The 19,847-nt window shown below is 65.4% G+C and carries 17 protein-coding genes; 6 read left to right on the top strand and 11 right to left on the bottom strand.

Features of this window, described 5'->3' with window-relative positions; all coding sequences use genetic code 11:
* Positions 1–190 precede the first annotated feature (190 nt).
* Positions 191–1,150 (bottom strand): heme o synthase, encoded by a 960-nt coding sequence (locus tag RW112_RS10830; RefSeq protein WP_317781773.1) that lies wholly within the window; start codon positions 1,148–1,150, stop codon positions 191–193.
* A 438-nt stretch (positions 1,151–1,588) separates the two neighbouring features.
* Here RW112_RS10830 and tkt point away from each other — a divergent pair, with 438 nt between their 5' ends.
* Genes tkt through pgl form a run of 6 tightly spaced genes read left to right on the top strand, consistent with a single transcriptional unit; the run spans position 1,589 to position 9,848 of the window.
* Complete coding sequence (gene tkt, locus RW112_RS10825) at positions 1,589–3,706, top strand: transketolase (RefSeq protein WP_317781772.1); 2,118 nt, start codon at positions 1,589–1,591, stop codon at positions 3,704–3,706.
* 58 nt (positions 3,707–3,764) lie between these two features.
* Complete coding sequence (gene tal / locus RW112_RS10820) at positions 3,765–4,880, top strand: transaldolase (RefSeq protein ID WP_317781771.1); 1,116 nt, start codon at positions 3,765–3,767, stop codon at positions 4,878–4,880.
* Between the two features lie 6 nt (positions 4,881–4,886).
* Positions 4,887–6,524 carry a glucose-6-phosphate isomerase gene (locus RW112_RS10815; RefSeq protein ID WP_317781770.1) on the top strand — a complete coding sequence of 546 codons (1,638 nt, stop codon included), beginning with the start codon at positions 4,887–4,889 and terminating at the stop codon, positions 6,522–6,524.
* Positions 6,525–6,539: 15 nt separating this feature from the next.
* Positions 6,540–8,102, top strand: a complete 1,563-nt coding sequence (zwf, locus tag RW112_RS10810; protein WP_305941005.1) for a glucose-6-phosphate dehydrogenase — start codon at positions 6,540–6,542, stop codon at positions 8,100–8,102.
* Positions 8,099–9,040, top strand: coding sequence for a glucose-6-phosphate dehydrogenase assembly protein OpcA (locus tag RW112_RS10805; protein ID WP_305941004.1), 942 nt, complete (start codon positions 8,099–8,101; stop codon positions 9,038–9,040). Before zwf ends, RW112_RS10805 begins: the two co-directional genes overlap by 4 nt.
* The gene (gene pgl, locus RW112_RS10800) at positions 9,030–9,848 is read left to right on the top strand and encodes a 6-phosphogluconolactonase (protein WP_317781769.1); all 819 of its coding nucleotides are present in this window, start codon (positions 9,030–9,032) and stop codon (positions 9,846–9,848) included. Before RW112_RS10805 ends, pgl begins: the two co-directional genes overlap by 11 nt.
* On the opposite strand, the gene RW112_RS10795 is transcribed toward pgl, so the two are convergent.
* From RW112_RS10795 to uvrC, 10 genes are all read right to left on the bottom strand, one after another.
* Positions 9,819–10,196, bottom strand: coding sequence for an RNA polymerase-binding protein RbpA (locus tag RW112_RS10795; protein WP_305941002.1), 378 nt, complete (start codon positions 10,194–10,196; stop codon positions 9,819–9,821). The two genes, pgl and RW112_RS10795, sit on opposite strands and share 30 nt — an antisense overlap.
* Positions 10,197–10,343: 147 nt before the next feature.
* Positions 10,344–10,601 (bottom strand): preprotein translocase subunit SecG, encoded by a 258-nt coding sequence (secG, locus tag RW112_RS10790; RefSeq protein ID WP_011691936.1) that lies wholly within the window; start codon positions 10,599–10,601, stop codon positions 10,344–10,346.
* Between the two features lie 49 nt (positions 10,602–10,650).
* Positions 10,651–11,466: a triose-phosphate isomerase gene (gene tpiA / locus RW112_RS10785; protein ID WP_317781768.1), complete on the bottom strand. Its 816-nt coding sequence runs from the start codon at positions 11,464–11,466 to the stop codon at positions 10,651–10,653.
* Positions 11,467–11,546: 80 nt separating this feature from the next.
* Positions 11,547–12,773 (bottom strand): phosphoglycerate kinase, encoded by a 1,227-nt coding sequence (locus RW112_RS10780; RefSeq protein WP_317781766.1) that lies wholly within the window; start codon positions 12,771–12,773, stop codon positions 11,547–11,549.
* A 10-nt stretch (positions 12,774–12,783) separates the two neighbouring features.
* Positions 12,784–13,794, bottom strand: coding sequence for a type I glyceraldehyde-3-phosphate dehydrogenase (gene gap / locus RW112_RS10775; RefSeq protein WP_305940999.1), 1,011 nt, complete (start codon positions 13,792–13,794; stop codon positions 12,784–12,786).
* 275 nt (positions 13,795–14,069) lie between these two features.
* Positions 14,070–14,693 (bottom strand): superoxide dismutase, encoded by a 624-nt coding sequence (locus RW112_RS10770; protein WP_043481406.1) that lies wholly within the window; start codon positions 14,691–14,693, stop codon positions 14,070–14,072.
* A 123-nt stretch (positions 14,694–14,816) separates the two neighbouring features.
* Positions 14,817–15,797, bottom strand: coding sequence for a DNA-binding protein WhiA (gene whiA, locus RW112_RS10765; RefSeq protein WP_305940997.1), 981 nt, complete (start codon positions 15,795–15,797; stop codon positions 14,817–14,819).
* A 9-nt stretch (positions 15,798–15,806) separates the two neighbouring features.
* On the bottom strand, positions 15,807–16,829 hold the full coding sequence (locus RW112_RS10760) for a uridine diphosphate-N-acetylglucosamine-binding protein YvcK (RefSeq protein WP_317781765.1): 1,023 nt from the start codon (positions 16,827–16,829) through the stop codon (positions 15,807–15,809).
* Complete coding sequence (rapZ, locus tag RW112_RS10755; protein WP_305940995.1) at positions 16,829–17,752, bottom strand: RNase adapter RapZ; 924 nt, start codon at positions 17,750–17,752, stop codon at positions 16,829–16,831. The genes RW112_RS10760 and rapZ overlap by 1 nt, the downstream gene beginning before the upstream one ends.
* Positions 17,753–17,820: 68 nt before the next feature.
* Entirely contained in the window at positions 17,821–19,830 is a 2,010-nt protein-coding gene (gene uvrC / locus RW112_RS10750; protein ID WP_317781764.1) for an excinuclease ABC subunit UvrC, read from the bottom strand.
* Positions 19,831–19,847 lie beyond the last annotated feature (17 nt).

Here is a 19,847-nt window from a genome sequence, read left to right as displayed (position 1 = left end):
GACGCTCTCTCAGTTCCTGCGGGTTTTCCCTGGACGCTCTCGCAGCTCCTGCGGGTTTTCCCGGGACGCTCTCGCAGCTCCTGCGGGTCCTTTGGCAGCGCTCACTCACTCCCTGAGGGATGACAGAACGCCCCCTCACCTTGCAGGTGAGAGAGCGTCCGGGATAAAGCGACAGGAAGTGAGAGAGCGTCTAGCCCATGATGGCCGAACCCACAAAGGGGTCAACGGCCAGGGCGATGAAGAGCAGGGTCAGGTAGCTGATGGAACCATGGAAGACCTTCATGGCGCCCTTGTCGGAGACGTCGCCACCCTGGGCCCGGTTGTAGAGGGCGTGCGATTCATACAGGAACCAGGCACCTGCGGCCACGGCGGTGACCGTGTAGACCCAGCCCGCCCCGCCGGCCGGGACCAGCAGCAGTGAACATGCCACCATGGCCCACGCGTACAGCACAACCTGGACCGAGACGACCTTGGCCCCGGCGATTGCCCCGAGCATCGGGACGTTCGCGTTGCGGTAGTCCTCGCCGTAGCGCATGGACAGCGGCCAGTAGTGCGGCGGGGTCCACAGGAAGATGACCATGAACAGGACGATGGCCGGCCACTCGACCGTGTTGGTGACGGCGGCCCACGCAATCAGCACCGGGAAGCAACCCGCCGCTCCGCCCCAGACGATGTTCTGGGCCGTGCGGCGCTTAAGGATCATGGTGTAAATGACCACATAGAAGACGATTGCCCCTAGGCCCAGCCACGCCGACAGCGGGTTGGCGCCGAACCAGAGGATCGCGATGGCGGCGGCACCCAGAAGCCAGGAGAACACCAATGCCTCGCGCGGAGTCACTTCGCCGGTAACCAGGGGACGGTTCTCGGTCCGGTGCATCAGCTTGTCGATGTCACGGTCGAGGTAACAGTTGAAAGCCCCTGCACTTCCGGCGGCAAACGCTCCTCCCACGAGCGTCGCAAGGATCAGCCCGATGGAGGGGAATCCGCGTTCGGCGTAGATCATGGTTGGCAGGGTGCTCACAAGCAGCAGTTCGATGACCCGCGGTTTCGTGAGGGCAAGGTACGCCTTGGCTTTGCGGGCTATCCCGATCTTTCCGGGAAGCCGGGAGGCGTTCAGCGGCGTATCTGTTGTGCTCACGGTGGCAGTCACTCTGTTCTGTCTGGCTGTTCAGTCCGGCTGGTTCTCGCAGCGGCGGCGGCCCAAAACGGGCCCGCTCCCTCCGGCGGTGGCCTCCGAATATCATACCGTGGCTCTTAGGACTCCGAAGCCTCCATGATTCCGGCACGTTAACCCATCCTCACGGCCGCTGCGCGACGCGGTGATTCATATAAGGAAAATTCAGTCCACTTAGTGAGATACACGCTGACCAGCCCTTGGAATGGGGCTAAGCTGTCTGCAGATCAGCACGCAAGGAATGCCTATGGAATGCGCATTCCCGGAATCTCGGACGCGACTGAATGAAGATCAACGTTTCAATGGTGAACGGCTGGTACTAACCGCAGCGGGCGCCATTATGTGTGCCCCCGCTCCGGCCTGTTCGTACCACCTGCCGTCAGCACAGAGAGGGGCCCGGTTTTCGTGCCACATTTGGAAGAGCAAGAACTGTCATGGACCAGTTTGGACCAGCGAGCTGTTGATACGGCCCGCATTTTGGCCGCGGACGCGGTCGAAAAAGTAGGAAACGGCCACCCCGGCACCGCGATGAGCCTCGCCCCGGCCGCGTACCTTCTCTTCCAGAAGCTGATGCGCCACGACCCGAAGAACCCGGACTGGATCGGCCGTGACCGGTTCATCCTCTCCCCCGGCCACACGTCCCTGACGCTGTACATCCAGCTGTTCCTCTCCGGCTACGGCCTGGAGCTAAAGGACCTGAAGGCGCTGCGTACCTGGGATTCACTGACCCCGGGGCACCCGGAGTACAAGCACACCGCCGGTGTGGAAATCACCACCGGCCCCCTGGGCCAGGGCCTGGCGTCCTCGGTCGGCTTCGCTTACTCCCAGCGCCGGATGCGCGGCCTATTCGACGCCGACGCTCCCGCGGGCGAGTCCCCGTTCGACCACACCATCTGGGTCATTGCCTCCGACGGCGACCTCCAGGAAGGCGTGACGTCCGAAGCTTCGTCACTGGCCGGCCACCAGGAACTCGGCAACCTTGTGGTTGTTTACGATGAGAACCACATCTCCATCGAAGATGACACCGACGTTGCGTTCACCGAGGATGTCCTCAAGCGGTACGAGGCCTACGGCTGGCACGTCCAGCGCGTGGACTGGACCAAGACCGGCGAATACAAGGAAGACGTCCAGGAACTGTACGCGGCCCTGGTCGCGGCGAAGGCCGAGACCACCAAGCCCTCGATCGTGTCGCTGCGCACCATCATCGGCTACCCGGCGCCGAAGAAGCAGAACACCGGCAAGATCCACGGTTCGGCCCTGGGCGCCGAAGAAGTATCGGCGCTGAAGGACGTCCTGGGCTTTGACCCGGCGAAGACCTTCGAGGTCGACGAGGAGGTCCTGGCGCACGCCCGTGCCGTCGTTGACCGCGGTGCCGCTGCCCGCAGCGAATGGCAGGACTCCTTCGAGGCATGGCAGGCCGCCAACCCGGAAGCCGCCGCGCTGCTCGAGCGTGTCGAGGCCCGCAAGCTCCCCGTCGAGCTCGACTCCGCCCTGCCGGTGTTCGAAGCAGGCAAGGATGTTTCCACCCGTGCCGCGTCCGGCAAGGTCCTGAACGCGATCGGCCCGGTCATGCCGGAACTGTGGGGCGGTTCGGCCGACCTCGCCGAGTCCAACAACACCACCATCGAGGGTTCGCCCTCGTTCATTCCCGCGTCCCGGTCCACCGGTGCTTGGAAGGGCAACCCGTACGGCCGCGTGCTGCACTTCGGCATCCGTGAACACGCCGCGGCGTCCATCGTGAACGGCATCGCCCTGCACGGGAAGACCCGGGCGTTCTCCGGCACGTTCCTGATCTTCTCCGATTACCAGCGCCCGGCCATCCGCCTTGGCGCACTGATGGGTGTCCCGTCCCTGTACGTCTGGACGCACGACTCCATCGGCCTGGGCGAAGACGGCCCCACCCACCAGCCGGTGGAGCAGCTGGCCTCCCTGCGTGCCATACCGGGCCTGGACGTTGTCCGCCCCGGTGACGCGAACGAGGTCGCCGCTGCCTGGAAGGTCATGCTGGAAAACCACGAGAACCCGGCCGGAATCGTGCTGACCCGCCAGAACATCCCCACCTACGCCCGCGGCGAGGGCGACGCCGAGGGCGACACCTTCGGTTCGACCGCAGGTGTGGCGAAGGGCGGCTACATCCTGGCCGAGGCCTCCAAGGACGGCAAGACCGCCGACGCCCAGGTCATCCTGATCGGCACCGGTTCAGAGGTCCAGCTGGCCGTGAATGCCCGCGAAGCGCTCCAGGCCGAAGGCATCCCCACCCGGGTGGTGTCCATGCCGTGCGTGGAATGGTTCAACAAGCAGGACGCCGCCTACCGCGACGCCGTCCTGCCGCCGGCTGTGAAGGCACGCGTCTCCGTCGAAGCCGGCCTGGCTTTGGGCTGGCGCGAATTCGTCGGCGACGCCGGCCGCACCATCAGCCTCGAGCACTTCGGCGCCTCCGCTGACTACAAGCGCCTCTTCCAGGAATTCGGCATCACGGCAGAAGCCGTCACCGCCGCGGCGAAGGAATCCCTCGCCGGCCTCTCCAACTGATCCACCACGGTTCCGGGGGACCCCGTCCCCCGGAACTCATGACTTCAAGGAGTTCGACATGACTACCCCCACCCAGCAGCTTTCCGACGCCGGCGTCTCGATCTGGCTCGATGACCTGTCCCGCGGCCGCCTCCAGACCGGCACCCTCCGCAAGCTGATCGAAGAGAAGAACGTCGTTGGCGTTACCACCAACCCGTCCATCTTCCACGCCGCCATCACCACCGGCCACGACTACGACTCCGTCATCACCGCCCAGGCAGCAGCCGGCGCCACCGTCGAAGAGACCGTCTTCGAAATCACCACCACCGACGTGGCCGACGCCTGCGACCTGTTCGCTCCCGTCGCCGCGGCAACCAAGGGTGTTGACGGCCGCGTGTCCATCGAAGTGGATCCCCGCCTCGCCTGGGACACCGCCGGCACCATCGCCGAAGCGAAGCACCTGTACAAGAAGGTCGCCAAGGACAACGTCCTGATCAAGATCCCGGCAACCCTCGAAGGCCTCGAAGCCATCACGGCCACCCTGGCCGAGGGCATCAGCGTCAATGTGACCCTGATTTTCTCGCTCGAGCGCTACCGCGCCGTGATCAACGCCTTCCAGTCCGGCCTGGAGCAGGCCAAGGGCAACGGCCACGACCTCTCCAAGATCCACTCGGTCGCGTCCTTCTTCGTCTCCCGGGTCGATGCCGAAATCGACAAGCGCCTCGACGCCATCGGCACCGACGAAGCCAAGGCACTCAAGGGCAAGGCCGGCCTGGCCAACGCCCGCCTGGCCTACCAGGTCTACGAGGAACTCTTCTCCACCGAACGCTGGGCACTGCTCGCCGAAGCCGGCGCCCTGCCGCAGCGCCCGCTGTGGGCCTCCACCGGCGTGAAGGACCCGGCCTACCCGGACACCCTCTACGTCACCGAACTCGTCGCCCCCGGCGTGGTCAACACCATGCCGGAAAAGACCCTGGACGCCACGTTCGACCACGGCTTAGTCACCGGTGACACCGTCACCCGCGGCTACGACGACGCGAACGCGACCCTGAACGCCCTCGACGCGCTGGGAATCTCCTACAACGACGTCGTCGCACTCCTCGAATCCGAAGGCCTCGACAAGTTCGTGGCCAGCTGGAAGGAACTCCTCGGCGACGTCGAAGCCGCGCTGGCCTCTGCACGGAAGGCTTCCTAACCCACCATGAGCACACTCAGCTACGACGCCACCGGCGCAGCCCGCAAGGCACTGGAGCAGCACCTTCCCGCCCTGCTGGAAGACCGCATTGCCACCCGGATTTTCGCGAAGGACCATACGTTGTGGGGTCCGGATGCCGAGCAGGAATCGGCTGTCCGGCTGGGCTGGGTCGAGGCGGCCGCCGTCTCCCAGCCCCTGGTCAGCGACATCCTGGAACTCCGTGATGCACTGAAGGCCGACGGCGTGACGCGCATTGTCCTCTGCGGTATGGGCGGTTCCTCGCTCGCGCCTGAAGTCATCGCGGGCACCGCTGGCGTCGAGCTGACTGTGCTTGACAGCACCGACCCCGAACAGGTCAGTGCCGCTTTGGTGGACCGGATTGCCGAAACGGCCATCGTGGTGTCGTCCAAGTCAGGTTCCACCGTGGAGACTGACTCCCAGCGACGGATCTTCGAGCAGGCCTTCACTGACGCCGGCATCGATGCCAAGAGCCGGATCGTCATCGTCACCGACCCGGGCTCGCCGCTGGACAAGGCATCGCGGGAGGCCGGCTACCGTGCCGTCTTCAATGCGGACCCGAACGTCGGCGGCCGCTTCTCGGCGCTGACCGCCTTCGGGCTGGTTCCCTGCGGACTCGCCGGAGTGGACATCCAGGGGTTCCTGGACGAGGCCGAAGAGGCAGCGGAGATCCTCAATGAGGACACCGCCGAAAACATCGGCCTCGCCTTGGGCACCGCCCTCGGCGGCACCAGCCCGCTGCGCAACAAGGTCGTCATTGCGGAGGACGGGTCCGGCATTGTCGGCTTCGCTGACTGGGCCGAACAGCTCATCGCCGAATCCACCGGCAAGCTGGGCACCGGCATTCTCCCCGTGGTGGCCGGCCCGGAGGCACCGGAGGTCACTTCCGGAGCAGCCGATGTCCTGGTGGTACGACTTGTATCAGCCGACGCTGACGACGTGCAGCTCGGCGAAAACGAGGTTGCCATCGCGGGCGGCCTCGCGACGCAGATGATGGTGTGGGAATTTGCGACGGCCGTTGCCGGCCGCCTGCTGGGCATCAACCCGTTTGACCAGCCCGACGTCGAGGCCGCCAAGGTGGCCGCCCGGGGCCTGCTGGACGCCCAGCCCGAGCCCACGCCCGCCAATTTCGTCGACGGCGCCATTGAGGTCCGTGGCGGAGACTGGCTCGGAGATGCTTCGACGGCGTCCGGCGCCGTGTCCGCACTGCTCGCCCAGCTCGCAGACGACAGCTACCTCAGCGTCCAGGCCTACTTCGACCGGCTGGCATACGCACCGTTCGAAGGCGTCCGCGACCAGCTTGCTGCAGTCGGCGGCCGCCCTGTGACGTTCGGCTGGGGTCCGCGGTTCCTGCACTCCACCGGCCAGTTCCACAAGGGCGGACCTGCCATCGGTGTGTTCCTGCAGGTCACCGCCGAGTCCGCCACGGACCTCTCCATTCCGGAGCGGCCGTTCACGTTCGGTGAGCTGATCTCGGCTCAGGCCGCCGGTGATGCCCAGGTCCTCAGCGACCACGGACGTCCGGTCCTCCGCCTGCACCTGACGGACCGCGCCGCCGGCGTCAAGCAGCTGCAGGACATTGTTTCAGAGCTTGCCGGCCAGGCAGCATCCCACACTGAAAGCTAAGGCACCGAACCAACCATGCCAGAAACTGAAAACGGCAGCAGGAAGTCAGCAGCGCGGGGCCGCAACCCGCTGAGGGACCCTCGGGACCGCAGGCTGAACCGCATCGCCGGCCCCTCCTCGCTTGTCCTCTTCGGCGTGACCGGCGACCTTGCCCGCAAGAAGCTCATGCCTGCCGTCTATGACCTGGCTAATCGTGGCCTGCTGCCGCCGAGCTTTGCCCTGGTGGGCTTCGCGCGGCGGCAGTGGGAGAACGAGGATTTCGCCGCCGAAGTGAAGGCGGCGGTCATGGCGTATGCCCGGACCCCGTTTGACGAGGCCGTGTGGAACCAGCTGTCCGAGGGCATCCGTTTTGTCCAGGGAGAGTTCGACGACGACGACGCCTTTGAGCGGCTCGGCGACACGATCGATGAACTTGACGAACAGCGCGGAACGCGGGGCAACCATGCGTTCTACCTGTCCATCCCGCCGAAGGCGTTCGAGCAGGTCTGCCGGCAGCTGTCCAAGCACGGGCTGGCGCAGGCCGAGGGTGACAAGTGGCGCCGCGTGGTCATCGAGAAGCCGTTCGGGCACGACCTTGAGTCGGCACGGCAGCTCAATGACATCGTGGAGTCCGTCTTCCCGCCGGATGCCGTGTTCCGGATCGACCACTATTTGGGCAAGGAAACGGTCCAGAACATCCTGGCCCTGCGCTTCGCCAACCAGTTGTTCGAGCCGCTCTGGAATGCCAACTATGTTGACCATGTCCAGATCACCATGGCCGAGGACATCGGTACCGGCGGCCGGGCAGGATATTACGACGGCGTCGGCGCTGCCCGCGACGTCATCCAGAACCACCTGCTGCAGCTCCTGGCGCTCACGGCCATGGAGGAGCCCATTTCCTTCAACGCCGATGACCTGCGTGCGGAGAAGGAAAAAGTCCTGGCCGCGGTCAAGCTCCCGGATGACCTGTCCACCCACTCGGCGCGCGGGCAGTTCGCCGGCGGCTGGCAGGGCGGCGAACAGGTCCTCGGCTACCTGGAGGAGGAAGGCATCCCCGCCGACTCCACCACGGAAACCTACGCCGCGGTCCGTGTGGACATCCACACCCGCCGCTGGTCCGGGGTGCCGTTCTACCTGCGTGCCGGCAAGCGCCTGGGACGCCGCGTGACGGAAATCGCCGTCGTCTTCAAGCGCGCGCCCAACCTGCTGTTCCGCGATCACGGCGAGGACGACTTCGGCCAGAACGCCGTGGTGATCCGCGTGCAGCCTGATGAGGGCGCAACCATCCGCTTCGGTTCGAAGGTTCCGGGCACCCAGATGGAAGTCCGTGACGTGACGATGGACTTCGGCTACGGGCACTCATTCACCGAATCCAGCCCGGAAGCGTACGAACGCCTCATCCTGGACGTGCTGCTGGGTGAGCCGCCGCTGTTCCCGCGGCACCAGGAAGTGGAACTGTCCTGGAAGATCCTGGATCCCTTTGAAGAGTACTGGGCCAGCCTTGACGAACAGCCCGAACCCTACGCCCCCGGAAGCTGGGGCCCTGCCTCGGCAGATGAGCTGCTTGCCCGCGACGGACGAACCTGGAGAAGGCCATGATCGTAGATCTTCCCGATACAACAACCTCCGCCATCTCCAAGAAGATCATGTCCCTGCGCGAGCAGGGCGGCGTGATCGCGCTCGGACGTGTGCTGACCCTCGTGGTTGTCACCAAGTCCGGGCTCGAGGAAGAGGCCATCGAAGCGGCCAACGAAGCCAGCCGGGAACACCCGTGCCGAATCATCGTCCTCGCCGATGCCGGTGCCAAGGCCCCCACCCGGCTGGATGCCCAGATCCGTGTGGGCGGCGACGCCGGCGCGTCCGAAGTGATCGTCCTCCGCGGCTACGGCGAACTCGCCGAGGAAAGCGAGTCCCTGGTGGCGGCACTGCTGCTCCCGGACGCACCGATCGTTGCCTGGTGGCCGCACGGCGCGCCGAAGAGCGCCTGTGATACGTCCATTGGCCGCATAGCCCACCGCCGGATCACCGACTCAGCCAACGAGGAGGACCCGCAGCGGGCTCTGGACAACATCCGGAACACCTACAAGGCCGGGGACACCGACCTCGCCTGGACCCGCCTGACCAACTGGCGGATCCAGCTGGCCGCAGTGCTGGACCAGGTGGACCCGTCTCCCGTGACGGCCGTGGCCGTGGAAGGCGCCTCGGACTCCCCCAGCACGCTGCTCCTCGCAGCATGGCTGACGCTGGCCCTGGACGCCCCCGTGACCATCGTGGCAGACCCTGCCGGGACCGGTATCCGCCGGGTGCGGCTGAGCCGTGCCAGCGGTGACGTCCAGCTGTTCCGGCCGGGACTGTCCGTGGCGGAACTGACCCAGCCCGGCCAGCCGGCGCAGCGCATCTCCCTCCCGCGCCGCAGCCTGAAGGACTGCCTGGCGGAAGAGCTCCGGCGCCTGGATCCCGACGAAGTGTTCGGCGAAGTGATTACTATTGGACTGCCCCGTACAAATCTAAGGAGTGTCCGTCCCAGTGAGCGCTGATCCCAGAGTAAGCATCCACCCTGACTCATCCGTACTAATGGCTGCCATTGCGGCGCGGCTCATCACCAAGCTCGTGGACGTCCAGGACAAACACGATGAGGCGACGGTGGTGCTTACGGGCGGCACTGTGGGCATTGGAACCCTCAAGGCGGTTGCCGACTCCGCGGCGGCTCCGGCAGTGAACTGGTCCAAAGTTAACTTCTGGTGGGGCGACGAGCGCTTCGTCGGCAGCACCGACAGCGACCGCAACACCCTTCAGGCCCACGACGCCCTGCTGTCCCGCATTTCAGTGGACCCGGACCGCGTAAACCAGCCGGGGTCCACGGACGACTTCGACAGCCCGGAGGACGCGGCGGCCGATTACGCGCGCCGACTCGCCGAAGCAGCCGCAGCGGAGCATGCCGCGGACATGTCCGACGACCGACCCGAGAACCCGGGGAAGCTGCCGCGGTTTGATGTGGTCCTTCTTGGCGTGGGCCCGGATGCCCATGTTGCTTCGCTCTTCCCGGAACAGGCCGGCATCCGGGAAAAGGAGCTCACGGTGGTGGGTGTCCGGAACTCGCCGAAACCGCCGCCGGAGCGGATTTCCCTGACATTGCCTGCGATCAACACGGCCAGTGAAGTGTGGATGGTTGTTGCGGGTGAGGACAAGGCCGGGGCCGTAGGGCTTGCCCTGGCCGGCGCAAACCCGGTACAGGTCCCGGCGGCGGGGCCAAGGGGCCGCTCACGGACACTGTGGCTGATCGATGAGAATGCCGCCTCAAGGGTTCCCGAGCAGCTAGTCCGAAAGGGTTCCGCGGGCTCGTAGCCGTTCCAGCGCTCCAGCCAGTACGTCTTCGGCGTCCTGACTGGAGCGCCGCTCTTTAACGTACTCAAGGTGGCTCTTGTAGCCCTCTTCGGAATGGTGCGGGACTTCCACCAGCGTCTCGTCGCGCGACGCCGGACAGCCGCAACGGCGGCAGTCCCAGACGACGGGGATCTGGTCTTCCGGGAGCTTAAGGAAAACTGGCCGCGTCTCGTGTCCTTTGGCGCACCAATAGGAAACACGAATACGCGGCAAGCGTTCACCGACAACGTCGTTTGGCTGGATTCTGGGAGCTGACCCTTCGGCCACCCCGACACGGGTTCCCCGGAACCCTGAAGCAGCATGCACCATCGGGAACTCCTGGCTACTCGACTGACCGGTTGTTGGAAGCCAACAGCCACAGTTTAGTGCGGAGTTCCCGACGGCGGCAGGGCCGTTAGTACCGGGGGTGTAAATTCCGGGAAAACTCCCGATCCCCGATCTGTTTCGGGCGGAATGCTAGGAGTCGCCGCCCCCGGAGAAGCGCATCAGCAGGCCGAGCGCGATGATGACAACGCCCCAGGTGACGCCGAGGATGACCGTGAACCTGTTGAGGTTCCGTTCCGCCACTCCGGACGAGCTGAGGCCGGAGCTCATGCCTCCGCCGAACATGTCCGACAGACCGCCGCCCCGTCCCTTGTGGAGCAGGATGAGCAGCGTCAGCAGGAGGCTGGTGATGCCCAGGAGGATCTGCAGAATGACATGAAGAACGTCCACGACGGCCTTTCAGAAGTTGATGATTGCGGGGGTCACGCTTGTGTCCGGACTAATCCGTCAGCAGGTGACTCTCGAACCTGACAATATTAGCAAACTCGGCAGGATCGAGGCTGGCCCCGCCCACCAACACGCCGTCAACGTCGCGTTCGTTCAGGATGGCGGCTGCATTGTTGGCTTTGACCGAACCGCCGTAGAGCAGGCGGACCTTGGCGGCAACGTCATCGCCGAAGAGAGTGACGAGTTCGGCACGGATGGCGGCGCACATTTCCTGCGCGTCCTCCGGACCTGCCACCTCGCCGGTGCCGATGGCCCAGACGGGCTCGTAGGCGACCACGAGTTCGGCCGCGTCCTCGGCGCCAAGGCCTTCGACGTCGGCGCGCAGCTGGTCAAGGGTGTGCTGGACGTGCGTCCCGGCCTGACGGATCTCCAGGCCTTCGCCGACGCAGAGCACCGGGGTGACTCCGTGGCGGAAGGCAGCCTTCACCTTCGCGTTGAGGACGTCGTCGGACTCGTTGTGGATGGTGCGGCGTTCGCTGTGTCCCACCAGCACATACTTGCAGCCCAGCTTGTTCAGGAACTGGCCCGAGATGTCACCCGTGTAGGCGCCGGAGTCGAATTGCGACAGGTCCTGGGCGCCGTAGACAACTTCCAGCTCGTCACCCTGGACGAGGGTCTGGACACCGCGGAGGTCGGTAAAAGGCGGGAAGACAGCAACTTCAGCGCGGCTGTAATCATGCTTGGCGTCGGACAGGGTCCAGGCCAGCTTCTGCAGCAGCGTGATGCCCTGGACGTGGTCCATGTTCATCTTCCAGTTGCCGGCGATGAGGGGCGTGCGGTCGAACTTGCCATTCGTTGACGTAGTCACGTGTTCTCCAAAAATGCTTGTGATGTGAACAGCCGGCAGGGCCCCGACTTTTCAGTGGGGTGCCCTGCCGGCTGGAGGATCTAGCGGTCGAGGACGCTGAGGCCCGGCAGTTCTTTGCCTTCGAGGTACTCCAGGCTGGCGCCGCCACCCGTGGAGATGTGGCCGAACTGGTCGTCAGCGAAGCCCAGCGTACGCACTGCAGCAGCAGAGTCGCCGCCGCCAACCACGGTGAACGCATCCGCTTCGGTGAGCGCCTGCGCGATGGCACGGGTGCCGCCGGCGAATGCCTCGAATTCGAACACACCCATGGGGCCGTTCCAGAACACCGTCTTGGCACCCTTGATCCGGGCGGCAAATGCAGCCGCGGATTCGGGGCCGATGTCCAGGCCGATGCCCTGCGCGCCGAAGCTGCTGTCTTCGATGGCGTCAGCACCGACCATCTCGTGGTCAGCGTCCGCAGCGAACCTGGCCGCAACCACAACGTCCGTGGGCACGATGAACTCGGTGCCTGCGTCCGCCGCCCGCTTCAGGTACTCCTGCACTACGGGGATCTGGTCTTCTTCGAGGAGGCTGCCTGCCACCTTGTGGCCCTCAGCCGCGAGGAACGTGAACAGCATGCCGCCGCCCACCAGGATGGTGTCGGCTTTGCCGATCAGGTTGTCGATAACGGCAAGCTTGTCCGAAACCTTGGAGCCACCGAGAACCACAACGTAGGGCCGCTGGGTTTCCGTCGTGAGCTTGCGCAGTACCTCGACTTCCGTGTGCACCAGGTCGCCCTGGTACGACGGCAGCCGCGTGGCGACGTCGTACACGCTGGCGTGCTTGCGGTGGACGGCGCCAAAGGCGTCATCCACGAAAGCACCGTTCTCCCCCGTCAACGCCACCAGTTCGTCCGCGAAGGCGCCGCGCTCGGCGTCGTCCTTGCTGGTTTCACGGGCATCGAAGCGGACGTTTTCAAGGATCAGCGCTTCGCCGTCCTGCAACGCAGCGGCAAGCTCCTGGGCCGAGGCACCGACAGTGTCTCCGGCCAGGGTGACCTTGAAGGAGGCCAGTTCAGCAAGCCGCGTGGCGGCAGGCTTGAGGGAGTACTTCTCTTCCGGGGCGCCCTTGGGGCGGCCGAGGTGGGCTGTGACCAGCACGCGGGCACCGGCGTCCGTGAGCTTCGTCAGTACTGGCAGGGAGGCCTTGATGCGGCCGTCGTCAGTCACTTCAGAGCCGTCGAGCGGCACATTCAGGTCACTTCTGACCAGAATGTACCGCCCGCGGACACCATCAGCGATCAGTTCGTTGAGGGTGTGGAATGTCATGTGTCTAACCCTAGCCCAGCTTGGATGCGACGAGCTCCGTGAGGTCGACCAGGCGGTTGGAGTAGCCCCATTCGTTGTCATACCAGGAAACAACCTTGACCTGGTTGCCGATGACCTTGGTGAGACCGGAGTCGAAGATCGAGGAGGCGGGGTCGCCGACGATGTCGGAGGAGACGATCGGCTCATCCGTGTACGTCAGGAAGCCCTGGAGTGCCTCGGACTCAGACGCCTTCTTCAGGGCGGCGTTCACTTCCTCAACGGTGGTCTCGCGGGAAACGGTGACCGTGAGGTCGGTGGCCGAACCGGTGGGGACCGGCACGCGGATGGCGTAGCCATCCAGCTTGCCCTTGAGCTCCGGGAGGACCAGGCCGATTGCCTTGGCCGCACCGGTGGAGGTGGGAACCATGTTGATGGCGGCGGCGCGGGCGCGGCGGAGATCGTTGTGCGGGCCGTCCTGCAGATTCTGGTCAGCCGTGTAGGCGTGGACCGTGGTCATGAGGCCGCGCTCGATGCCGAACTCGTCGTTGACCACCTTGGCCAGCGGGCCGAGGCAGTTGGTGGTGCAGGACGCGTTGGAAATGATGTGGTGGGTGGCGTTGTCGTACAGCTCGTGGTTCACGCCCATCACGATGGTGATGTCCTCGTCCGAGGCCGGGGCGGAGATCAGGACCTTCTTGGCGCCGGCGTCGATGTGCTTCTTGGCAGCTGCGGCCTTGGTGAAGAAGCCGGTGGACTCGATGACGATGTCAACGCCCAGCTCGCCCCAGGGGAGGTTGGCGGGGTCGCGCTCGGCGAGAACCTTAACGACGTTCCCGTTGACGACGATGTTGCCGTCCTTGACCTCGATGGTCTCCTTCAGGCGCCCGCCGACGGAGTCGTACTTGAAGAGGTGGGCCAGCGCTTCGGGGCTGGTGAGGTCGTTGACTGCAACGATCTCGAGGTCAGCGCCCTGTGCGAGTGCTGCGCGGAAGTAGTTGCGGCCGATACGGCCAAAGCCGTTGATACCAATACGGGTCGTCACTTTTTCAGTCTCCTTGGTGCTTGTAGAAGCACAACTAGTTGAGCGGGCGTTCAAGCCAACTAACAGATCCCGCACGCCATTGGGCAGAGATGATTACCAGATCGGAGGGCGACCAGCCACATTGCTGAAGGCTAACCGCCTTCCGTGATCCATCTTACGTTTAAGTAGGTCGGCCCCCGCAAGTGCGGGGGCCGACCTTCCACGATTCGGTCCGAAACGGGCTAAATGTGAAGTTTGTTACAGGGGCATGTCTGCCACGTCACGCCTGAACGGCTTTAGAGGGTAATGAGGCCCGTGGCGTTCTTGCGTGCACCGTCGAAGCGCTTGGCGACGTCGGCCCAGTTCACGATGTTCCAGAATGCCTTGACGTAGTCGGCCTTGACGTTGACGTAGTCCAGGTAGAAGGCGTGCTCCCACATGTCGAGCATCAGCAGCGGCGTGGTGCCCAGTGCAACGTTGCCCTGCTGATCGTAGAGCTGCTCGATAACGAGGTTTCCGCCGATGGGCTCGTAGGCCAGGAAGCCCCAGCCCGAACCCTGCAGGCCCAGTGCGGCAGCGCTGAACTGCGCCCGGAAGGCGTCAAAGGAACCGAAGGCGTCGTCGATGGCTGCGGCCAGTTCACCCTCGGGCTTGTCGCCGCCGTCCGGGGAGAGGTTGTTCCAGAACACGGAGTGGTTGACGTGGCCGCCGGTGTGGAAAGCCAGGTCCTTCGAAAGGCGGTTGATGTTGGCGAAGTCGCCCTTTTCGCGTGCCTCAGCCAGCTGGGCCAGCGCGTTGTTGGCGCCGGTCACATAGGCTGCGTGGTGCTTGCTGTGGTGCAGCTCCATGATGCGTGCGGAGATGTGGGGCTCCAGCGCTGCGTAGTCGTAGCTGAGTTCAGGCAGTACGTACTCGGTCACAAAATCCTCCAATGTCGTGGACAGGTTGTCCGGTTTGGTAACTCTCGGATTGTGCATCCGGGTGACTGGTCACCCGGAAATTTATCGGGTTTCCGTAACCCGGTCTCGATTCTAGGGGCGCCGTTACTCGTCCAGCATTTCCGGCGTCACATTGGCCTCGGTGCCGGGAATGCCAAGGTCGAGGGCACGTTTGTCCGCCATGGCCAGGAGCCGGCGGATCCTGCCTGCTATCGCATCCTTGGTCATGGGCGGATCGGCCAGCCGGCCAAGTTCGTCCAGGCTGGCCTGTTTGTGGGCCACGCGCAGTTCGCCGGCATACTTCAGGTGGTCCGGCACGTCGTCACCGAGGATCTCCAGGGCGCGGTCAACCCTGGCCCCGGCGGCGACCGCGGCCTGGGCCGAGCGGCGCAGGTTGGCGTCGTCGAAGTTGGCCAGCCTGTTGGCGGTGGCCCGGACTTCCTTGCGCATCCGGCGCTCTTCCCAGACCATCAGCGCATCGTGCGCGCCCATCCGGGTGAGCAGGGCTGCGATGGTGTCCCCGTCCCGGATGACCACCCGGTCCACTCCCCTGACTTCCCGGGCCTTGGCCTGGATGCCGAGGCGCCGCGCTGCGCCGACGAGGGCAAGTGCCGACTCGGGCCCGGGACAGGTCACTTCCATGGCCGAGGAGCGGCCCGGCTCGGTGAGCGATCCGTGGGCCAGGAAGGCGCCGCGCCACACGGCTTCTGCGTCGGCGGCGGAACCGTTGACCACGGCAGAGGGCAGGCCGCGCACAGGGCGGCCGCGGGCGTCCAGCAGGCCGGTCTGGCGGGCCAGGGCTTCCCCGTCCCGCACGACCCGCACCACGTACCGGTTGCCGCGGCGGAGCCCGCCGCCGGAGACGACGATGATCTCGCTCTGGTGGCCGTAGACCTCTGCGATCGCGGCCCGGAGGCGGCGTGCCGTGGACGCGAGGTCCACCTCGGCCTCGATCACGATGCGGCCCGAAACGATGTGGAGACCGCCGGCGAATCGCAGCATTGCGGAGACTTCAGCCTTGCGGACCGAGGACTTCTTAATGTCCAGGCGGGACAGTTCTTCCTTGACTGATGATGTCAGTGCCATGGCACCTTCCTAACTGTTCCCGAAAATATCGTGGTACGCCGTTGCCAGACGCAGGGGGTCGTGGATCGGTCGGCGGCTCGACGCCCCTACTTTACCCAACACCACCTCGGCACCGAGCATCCCCGCTGCCCGCTTGAACTCCTCGACGTCCGGCACGGAGACCGGGTCCGCCAGCACGACGTCGATGCTGAAGTCGGGCGCATAGCTCCGCAGCACGTGCAGGTGGTCGGCGGCGGACATCCCGGAGGTTTCCTTGGTGTCCGTGGCCAGGTTCATGGTGAGGCACCGCTTTGCCGGCGTATCGGAGAGCGCCTGGCGCATCTCGGGCAGCAGCAGGTGCGGCAGCACTGACGTGTACCAGGACCCGGGCCCCAGAATCACCCAGTCGGCGAGCTCAATGGCCGTCAGGGCTTCCACGCAGGCGTGCGCCGACTCCGGCAGGAGCCGCACGCTCTCCAGCGAGCCGGCCACAGCGCACTTGGCCTGCCCTGTGACCGTCTCCAGCGTGTACGACCCGTCAGGACCCGGTACGCGGACATCCCCTTCGATCGTCAGTGGCACGCTGGACATGGGCAGGACCTGTCCGCGGGCGCCCAGCAGTGCGCCGGCCCATTTGAGGCCTCCGACAGTGTCGCCCAGCAGTTCCCAGAGGGTGACGATCAGCAGGTTGCCCATCGCGTGGTCGTCGAGGGAGCCGCCGCGGCCGCCACCGGGGTGGAAGCGGTGTTGCATGACGTCCCGCCAGGTCCGGCCCCAGTCAGTGTCGTCACACAGCGCCGTGAGCGCCATCCGCAGGTCGCCGGGCGGGAGGACGCCGTACTCCTCGCGCAGGCGGCCGGAGGACCCGCCGTCGTCCGCTACGGTGACGATGGCCGTCAGGTCGGAGGTGAGCAGCCGAAGGGCGGACAGCGAGGCGGACAGTCCGTGGCCTCCGCCGAGGGCGACGACGGACGGACCTTTGTCCAGCTGCCCGCCGCCGCCGGCGCCGCCGGCCGGTGGAACCATGGGGAGCGGCCCGGTAAGCAGTCCCATTACTCGCGGCCCAGGTCCCGGTGGGTGGTGGTCACTGTGACACGCGGATACTGCGCGAGCTTCTTGGACAACTCCATGGCGACGGCCACCGAGCGGTGTTTTCCGCCCGTGCAGCCCACGGCGATGGTGGCGTAGTGCTTGTTCTCCCGGCGGTAGCCATCCAGGACCGGCTCGATGGCCAGCACGTAGCGGTCCACGAAGCTCTTGACGCCTTCAGCCTCCAGGACGTAATCGCTGACGTCCTTGTCCAGGCCCGTGTGGGGGCGGAGCTGCGGGATCCAGTGGGGGTTGGGGATGAAGCGGGCATCCACCACAAAGTTGGCGTCCACCGGGAGCCCGTACTTGAAGCCGAAGCTCATGACGTTCAGCCGCAGGGCCACGGGACCGGTGTCGCTGAAGAGTTCCGTGATGGCAGTGGCGAGGGCATGGACATTGAATTCGGAGGTGTCCAGCACGATGTCCGCGGAATCCCGGAGTTCATGCAGCAGGTCCCGCTCCGCGGCGATGCCGTCGAGGATCCGCCCGCCTCCCTGCAGGGGGTGCGGGCGGCGTCCCTGCTCGAAGCGGCGCACCAGAACGTCGTCGTTGGCGTCAAGGAACAAGACCCGGAACGTTACGCCGCTCGCCTCAAGTGTCTTAAGGGCTGCACGGATGTCGGTGAAGAGAGCCTTGCTGCGCACGTCCACCACCACAGCGAGCTTGGGAATGGACTGCGGGGCGTGCGAGACCAGTTCAGCGAGGGTGCCGAGCATCTGCGGCGGAAGGTTCTCAACGACATACCAGCCATGATCCTCGAGTGCATCCGCAGCCGTGCTGCGCCCTGCCCCGGACATACCCGTCACCACAAGCAGTTCCGCTTCAACGGGCCTGACCGGCGTCATGCCGTCCTGTTCCGCGTCGGATCCTGCCGTTGACTCTGCCATGAGTAATGCCCCATTCCTGCTATGTAATTCGACGCAACCGCGCGTTCCGCTTCAGGTCCTTACCCTAGCTAAGTTTCAATGATTTCGCCGGTCGTCATGTTGATGGCCGGCGATTCAGCGTCCGGGGATGCGGCGACATTACTGAAATGGCTGACGATGGCGTCCGCCAGCGACGGCCCGATGCCCTTGGCGGTAGCAAGTTCCGCCGCGCTGGCTGTCCGGATGCTCTTGACCGAGCCGAACTGTGCGAGCAGGGCCTTGCGCTTGGCCTCTCCCAGGCCGGGCACACTGTCCAGGGCGGACACCGTCATGGCCTTGCCGCGCTTCTGCCGGTGGAAGGTAATAGCGAAACGGTGGGCTTCATCGCGGATCCGCTGAAGCAGGTAAAGGCCCTCGGAGGTCCGCGGCAGGATCACCGGGAAGTCGCTGTCCGGCAGCCACACCTCCTCAAGGCGCTTGGCAAGGCCAACCACGTAGACGTCGTCGATGCCGAGCTCCGCCAGGGCACGTGCCGCGGCGTTGACCTGGGGCTTGCCGCCGTCCACCACCACGAGGTTGGGCGGGTAGGCGAACTTGGCGCGCGGCGCGGGCGTTGTGGTGTCCTGCACGGAAGCGACCGCCATGGCCTCGAGCGCCGCCTGGTGCCCGGGAAGCCTGGCGGCTTCGGCGTGGTCCGCCTGCTCCTGGAGATAGTTCCGGAAGCGACGCGTGAGGACATCATGCATGGCCGCCGTGTCGTCCGCGGCTGCGGCGCCGGTGATCGAGAACTTGCGGTAGTCGGACTTCTTGGGAAGGCCGTCTTCCACCACCACCATGGACGCCACCACGTTGGTCCCCTGCACGTGCGAGATATCAAAGCATTCGATGCGGAGCAGCGCGACGGGCAGGTCCAGGGCCTCCTGGAGTTCCTGCAATGCCAGCGACCGGTTCGTCAGGTCTCCGGCGCGGCGCGACTTGTGCAGTTTCAGGGCGTGCTCGGCATTCTCCCGCACAGTGGACATGAGCGCTGCCTTGTCGCCGCGGCGCGGGACGCGGATGTCCACTTTCGCACCCCGCATGCCGGCAAGCCACTGAGCGAGTTCGGCCGCGTTGCTCGGCTCTTCGGGAACCAGGACCTCCCGCGGCATCCGCCCCTGCGTTTCGCCTTCCTCGCCGTAGACCTGCTGGAGCAGGTGCTCCACCAGGTCCGGCGTGGTGGAGTCCTCGACTTTCTCCACTACCCAGCCGCGCTGGCCGCGGACGCGGCCGCCCCGGACATGGAACACCTGGACGGCTGCCTCCAGTTCGTCCTCATGCAACGCGAAGATATCGGCATCGGTGTCTTCCGACAGGACCACGGCGTTGCGTTCGAAGACCTTCCGTAGGGCAATGATGTCGTCGCGGACACGCGCGGCCCGCTCATAGTCGAGTTCGGCGACCGCAGCGGCCATGTCCTTTTCCAGGCGTCCGATGAAGCGCTTGGCCTCACCGCCCATGAATGAGCAGAAGTCCTCCGCCAGTGCCCGGTGCTCCTCCGGGGTCACGCGGCCCACACACGGTGCTGAACATTTGTCGATGTAGCCGAGAAGGCACGGCCGTCCGCTGGCCTGCGCCCGCTTCAGGACGCCGGGACTGCAGCTGCGGACGGGAAAAACGCGCAGCAGCGTATCCATCGTTTCGCGGATGGCCCCTGCCGTGTACGGGCCGAAGTAGCGGGTGCCCTTGCGGCGTTCTCCGCGGAGCACCTGCACACGGGGCAGCTTCTCCCCCATGGTGACGGCGAGGTACGGGTAGGTCTTGTCGTCCCGGAAGACAACGTTGAACCGGGGCTTGAATTCCTTGATCCAGGTGTATTCCAGCTGGAGCGATTCCAGTTCACTTCCGACGACGGTCCACTCCACGCTGCTGGCCGCGTGGACCATCGCGTACGTCTTGGGAAGCAGGCCGCCCGGATTGGCGAAGTACGAATTCAGGCGGGACCGCAGGCTTTTGGCCTTGCCGACATAGATGACGCGGCCGTGCGGATCCCGGAAGCGGTACACGCCCGGGTTGGTTGGAATTTCACCCGTCTGGGGTCGGTAACTAGCTGGATTTGCCACGAATCAAGTCTACTGAG

The sequence above is a fragment of the Arthrobacter sp. B10-11 genome (assembly GCF_033142195.1).
Lineage (GTDB): Bacteria > Actinomycetota > Actinomycetes > Actinomycetales > Micrococcaceae > Arthrobacter > Arthrobacter oryzae_C.
This window is presented reverse-complemented; position numbering and strand designations above follow the sequence as displayed.

Bases quoted from the DNA above. Each gene is read 5' to 3' on its own strand.
- RW112_RS10780 (WP_317781766.1), bottom strand. From the start codon at position 12,773: ATGACATTCCACACCCTCAACGAACTGATCGCTGATGGTGTCCGCGGG.
- whiA (WP_305940997.1), bottom strand. From the start codon at position 15,797: ATGGCACTGACATCATCAGTCAAGGAAGAACTGTCCCGCCTGGACATT.
- RW112_RS10815 (WP_317781770.1), top strand. From the start codon at position 4,887: ATGAGCACACTCAGCTACGACGCCACCGGCGCAGCCCGCAAGGCACTG.
- RW112_RS10795 (WP_305941002.1), bottom strand. From the start codon at position 10,196: ATGGTGCATGCTGCTTCAGGGTTCCGGGGAACCCGTGTCGGGGTGGCC.
- tal (WP_317781771.1), top strand. From the start codon at position 3,765: ATGACTACCCCCACCCAGCAGCTTTCCGACGCCGGCGTCTCGATCTGG.
- rapZ (WP_305940995.1), bottom strand. From the start codon at position 17,752: ATGGCAGAGTCAACGGCAGGATCCGACGCGGAACAGGACGGCATGACG.
- RW112_RS10805 (WP_305941004.1), top strand. From the start codon at position 8,099: ATGATCGTAGATCTTCCCGATACAACAACCTCCGCCATCTCCAAGAAG.
- zwf (WP_305941005.1), top strand. From the start codon at position 6,540: ATGCCAGAAACTGAAAACGGCAGCAGGAAGTCAGCAGCGCGGGGCCGC.
- RW112_RS10760 (WP_317781765.1), bottom strand. From the start codon at position 16,829: ATGGGACTGCTTACCGGGCCGCTCCCCATGGTTCCACCGGCCGGCGGC.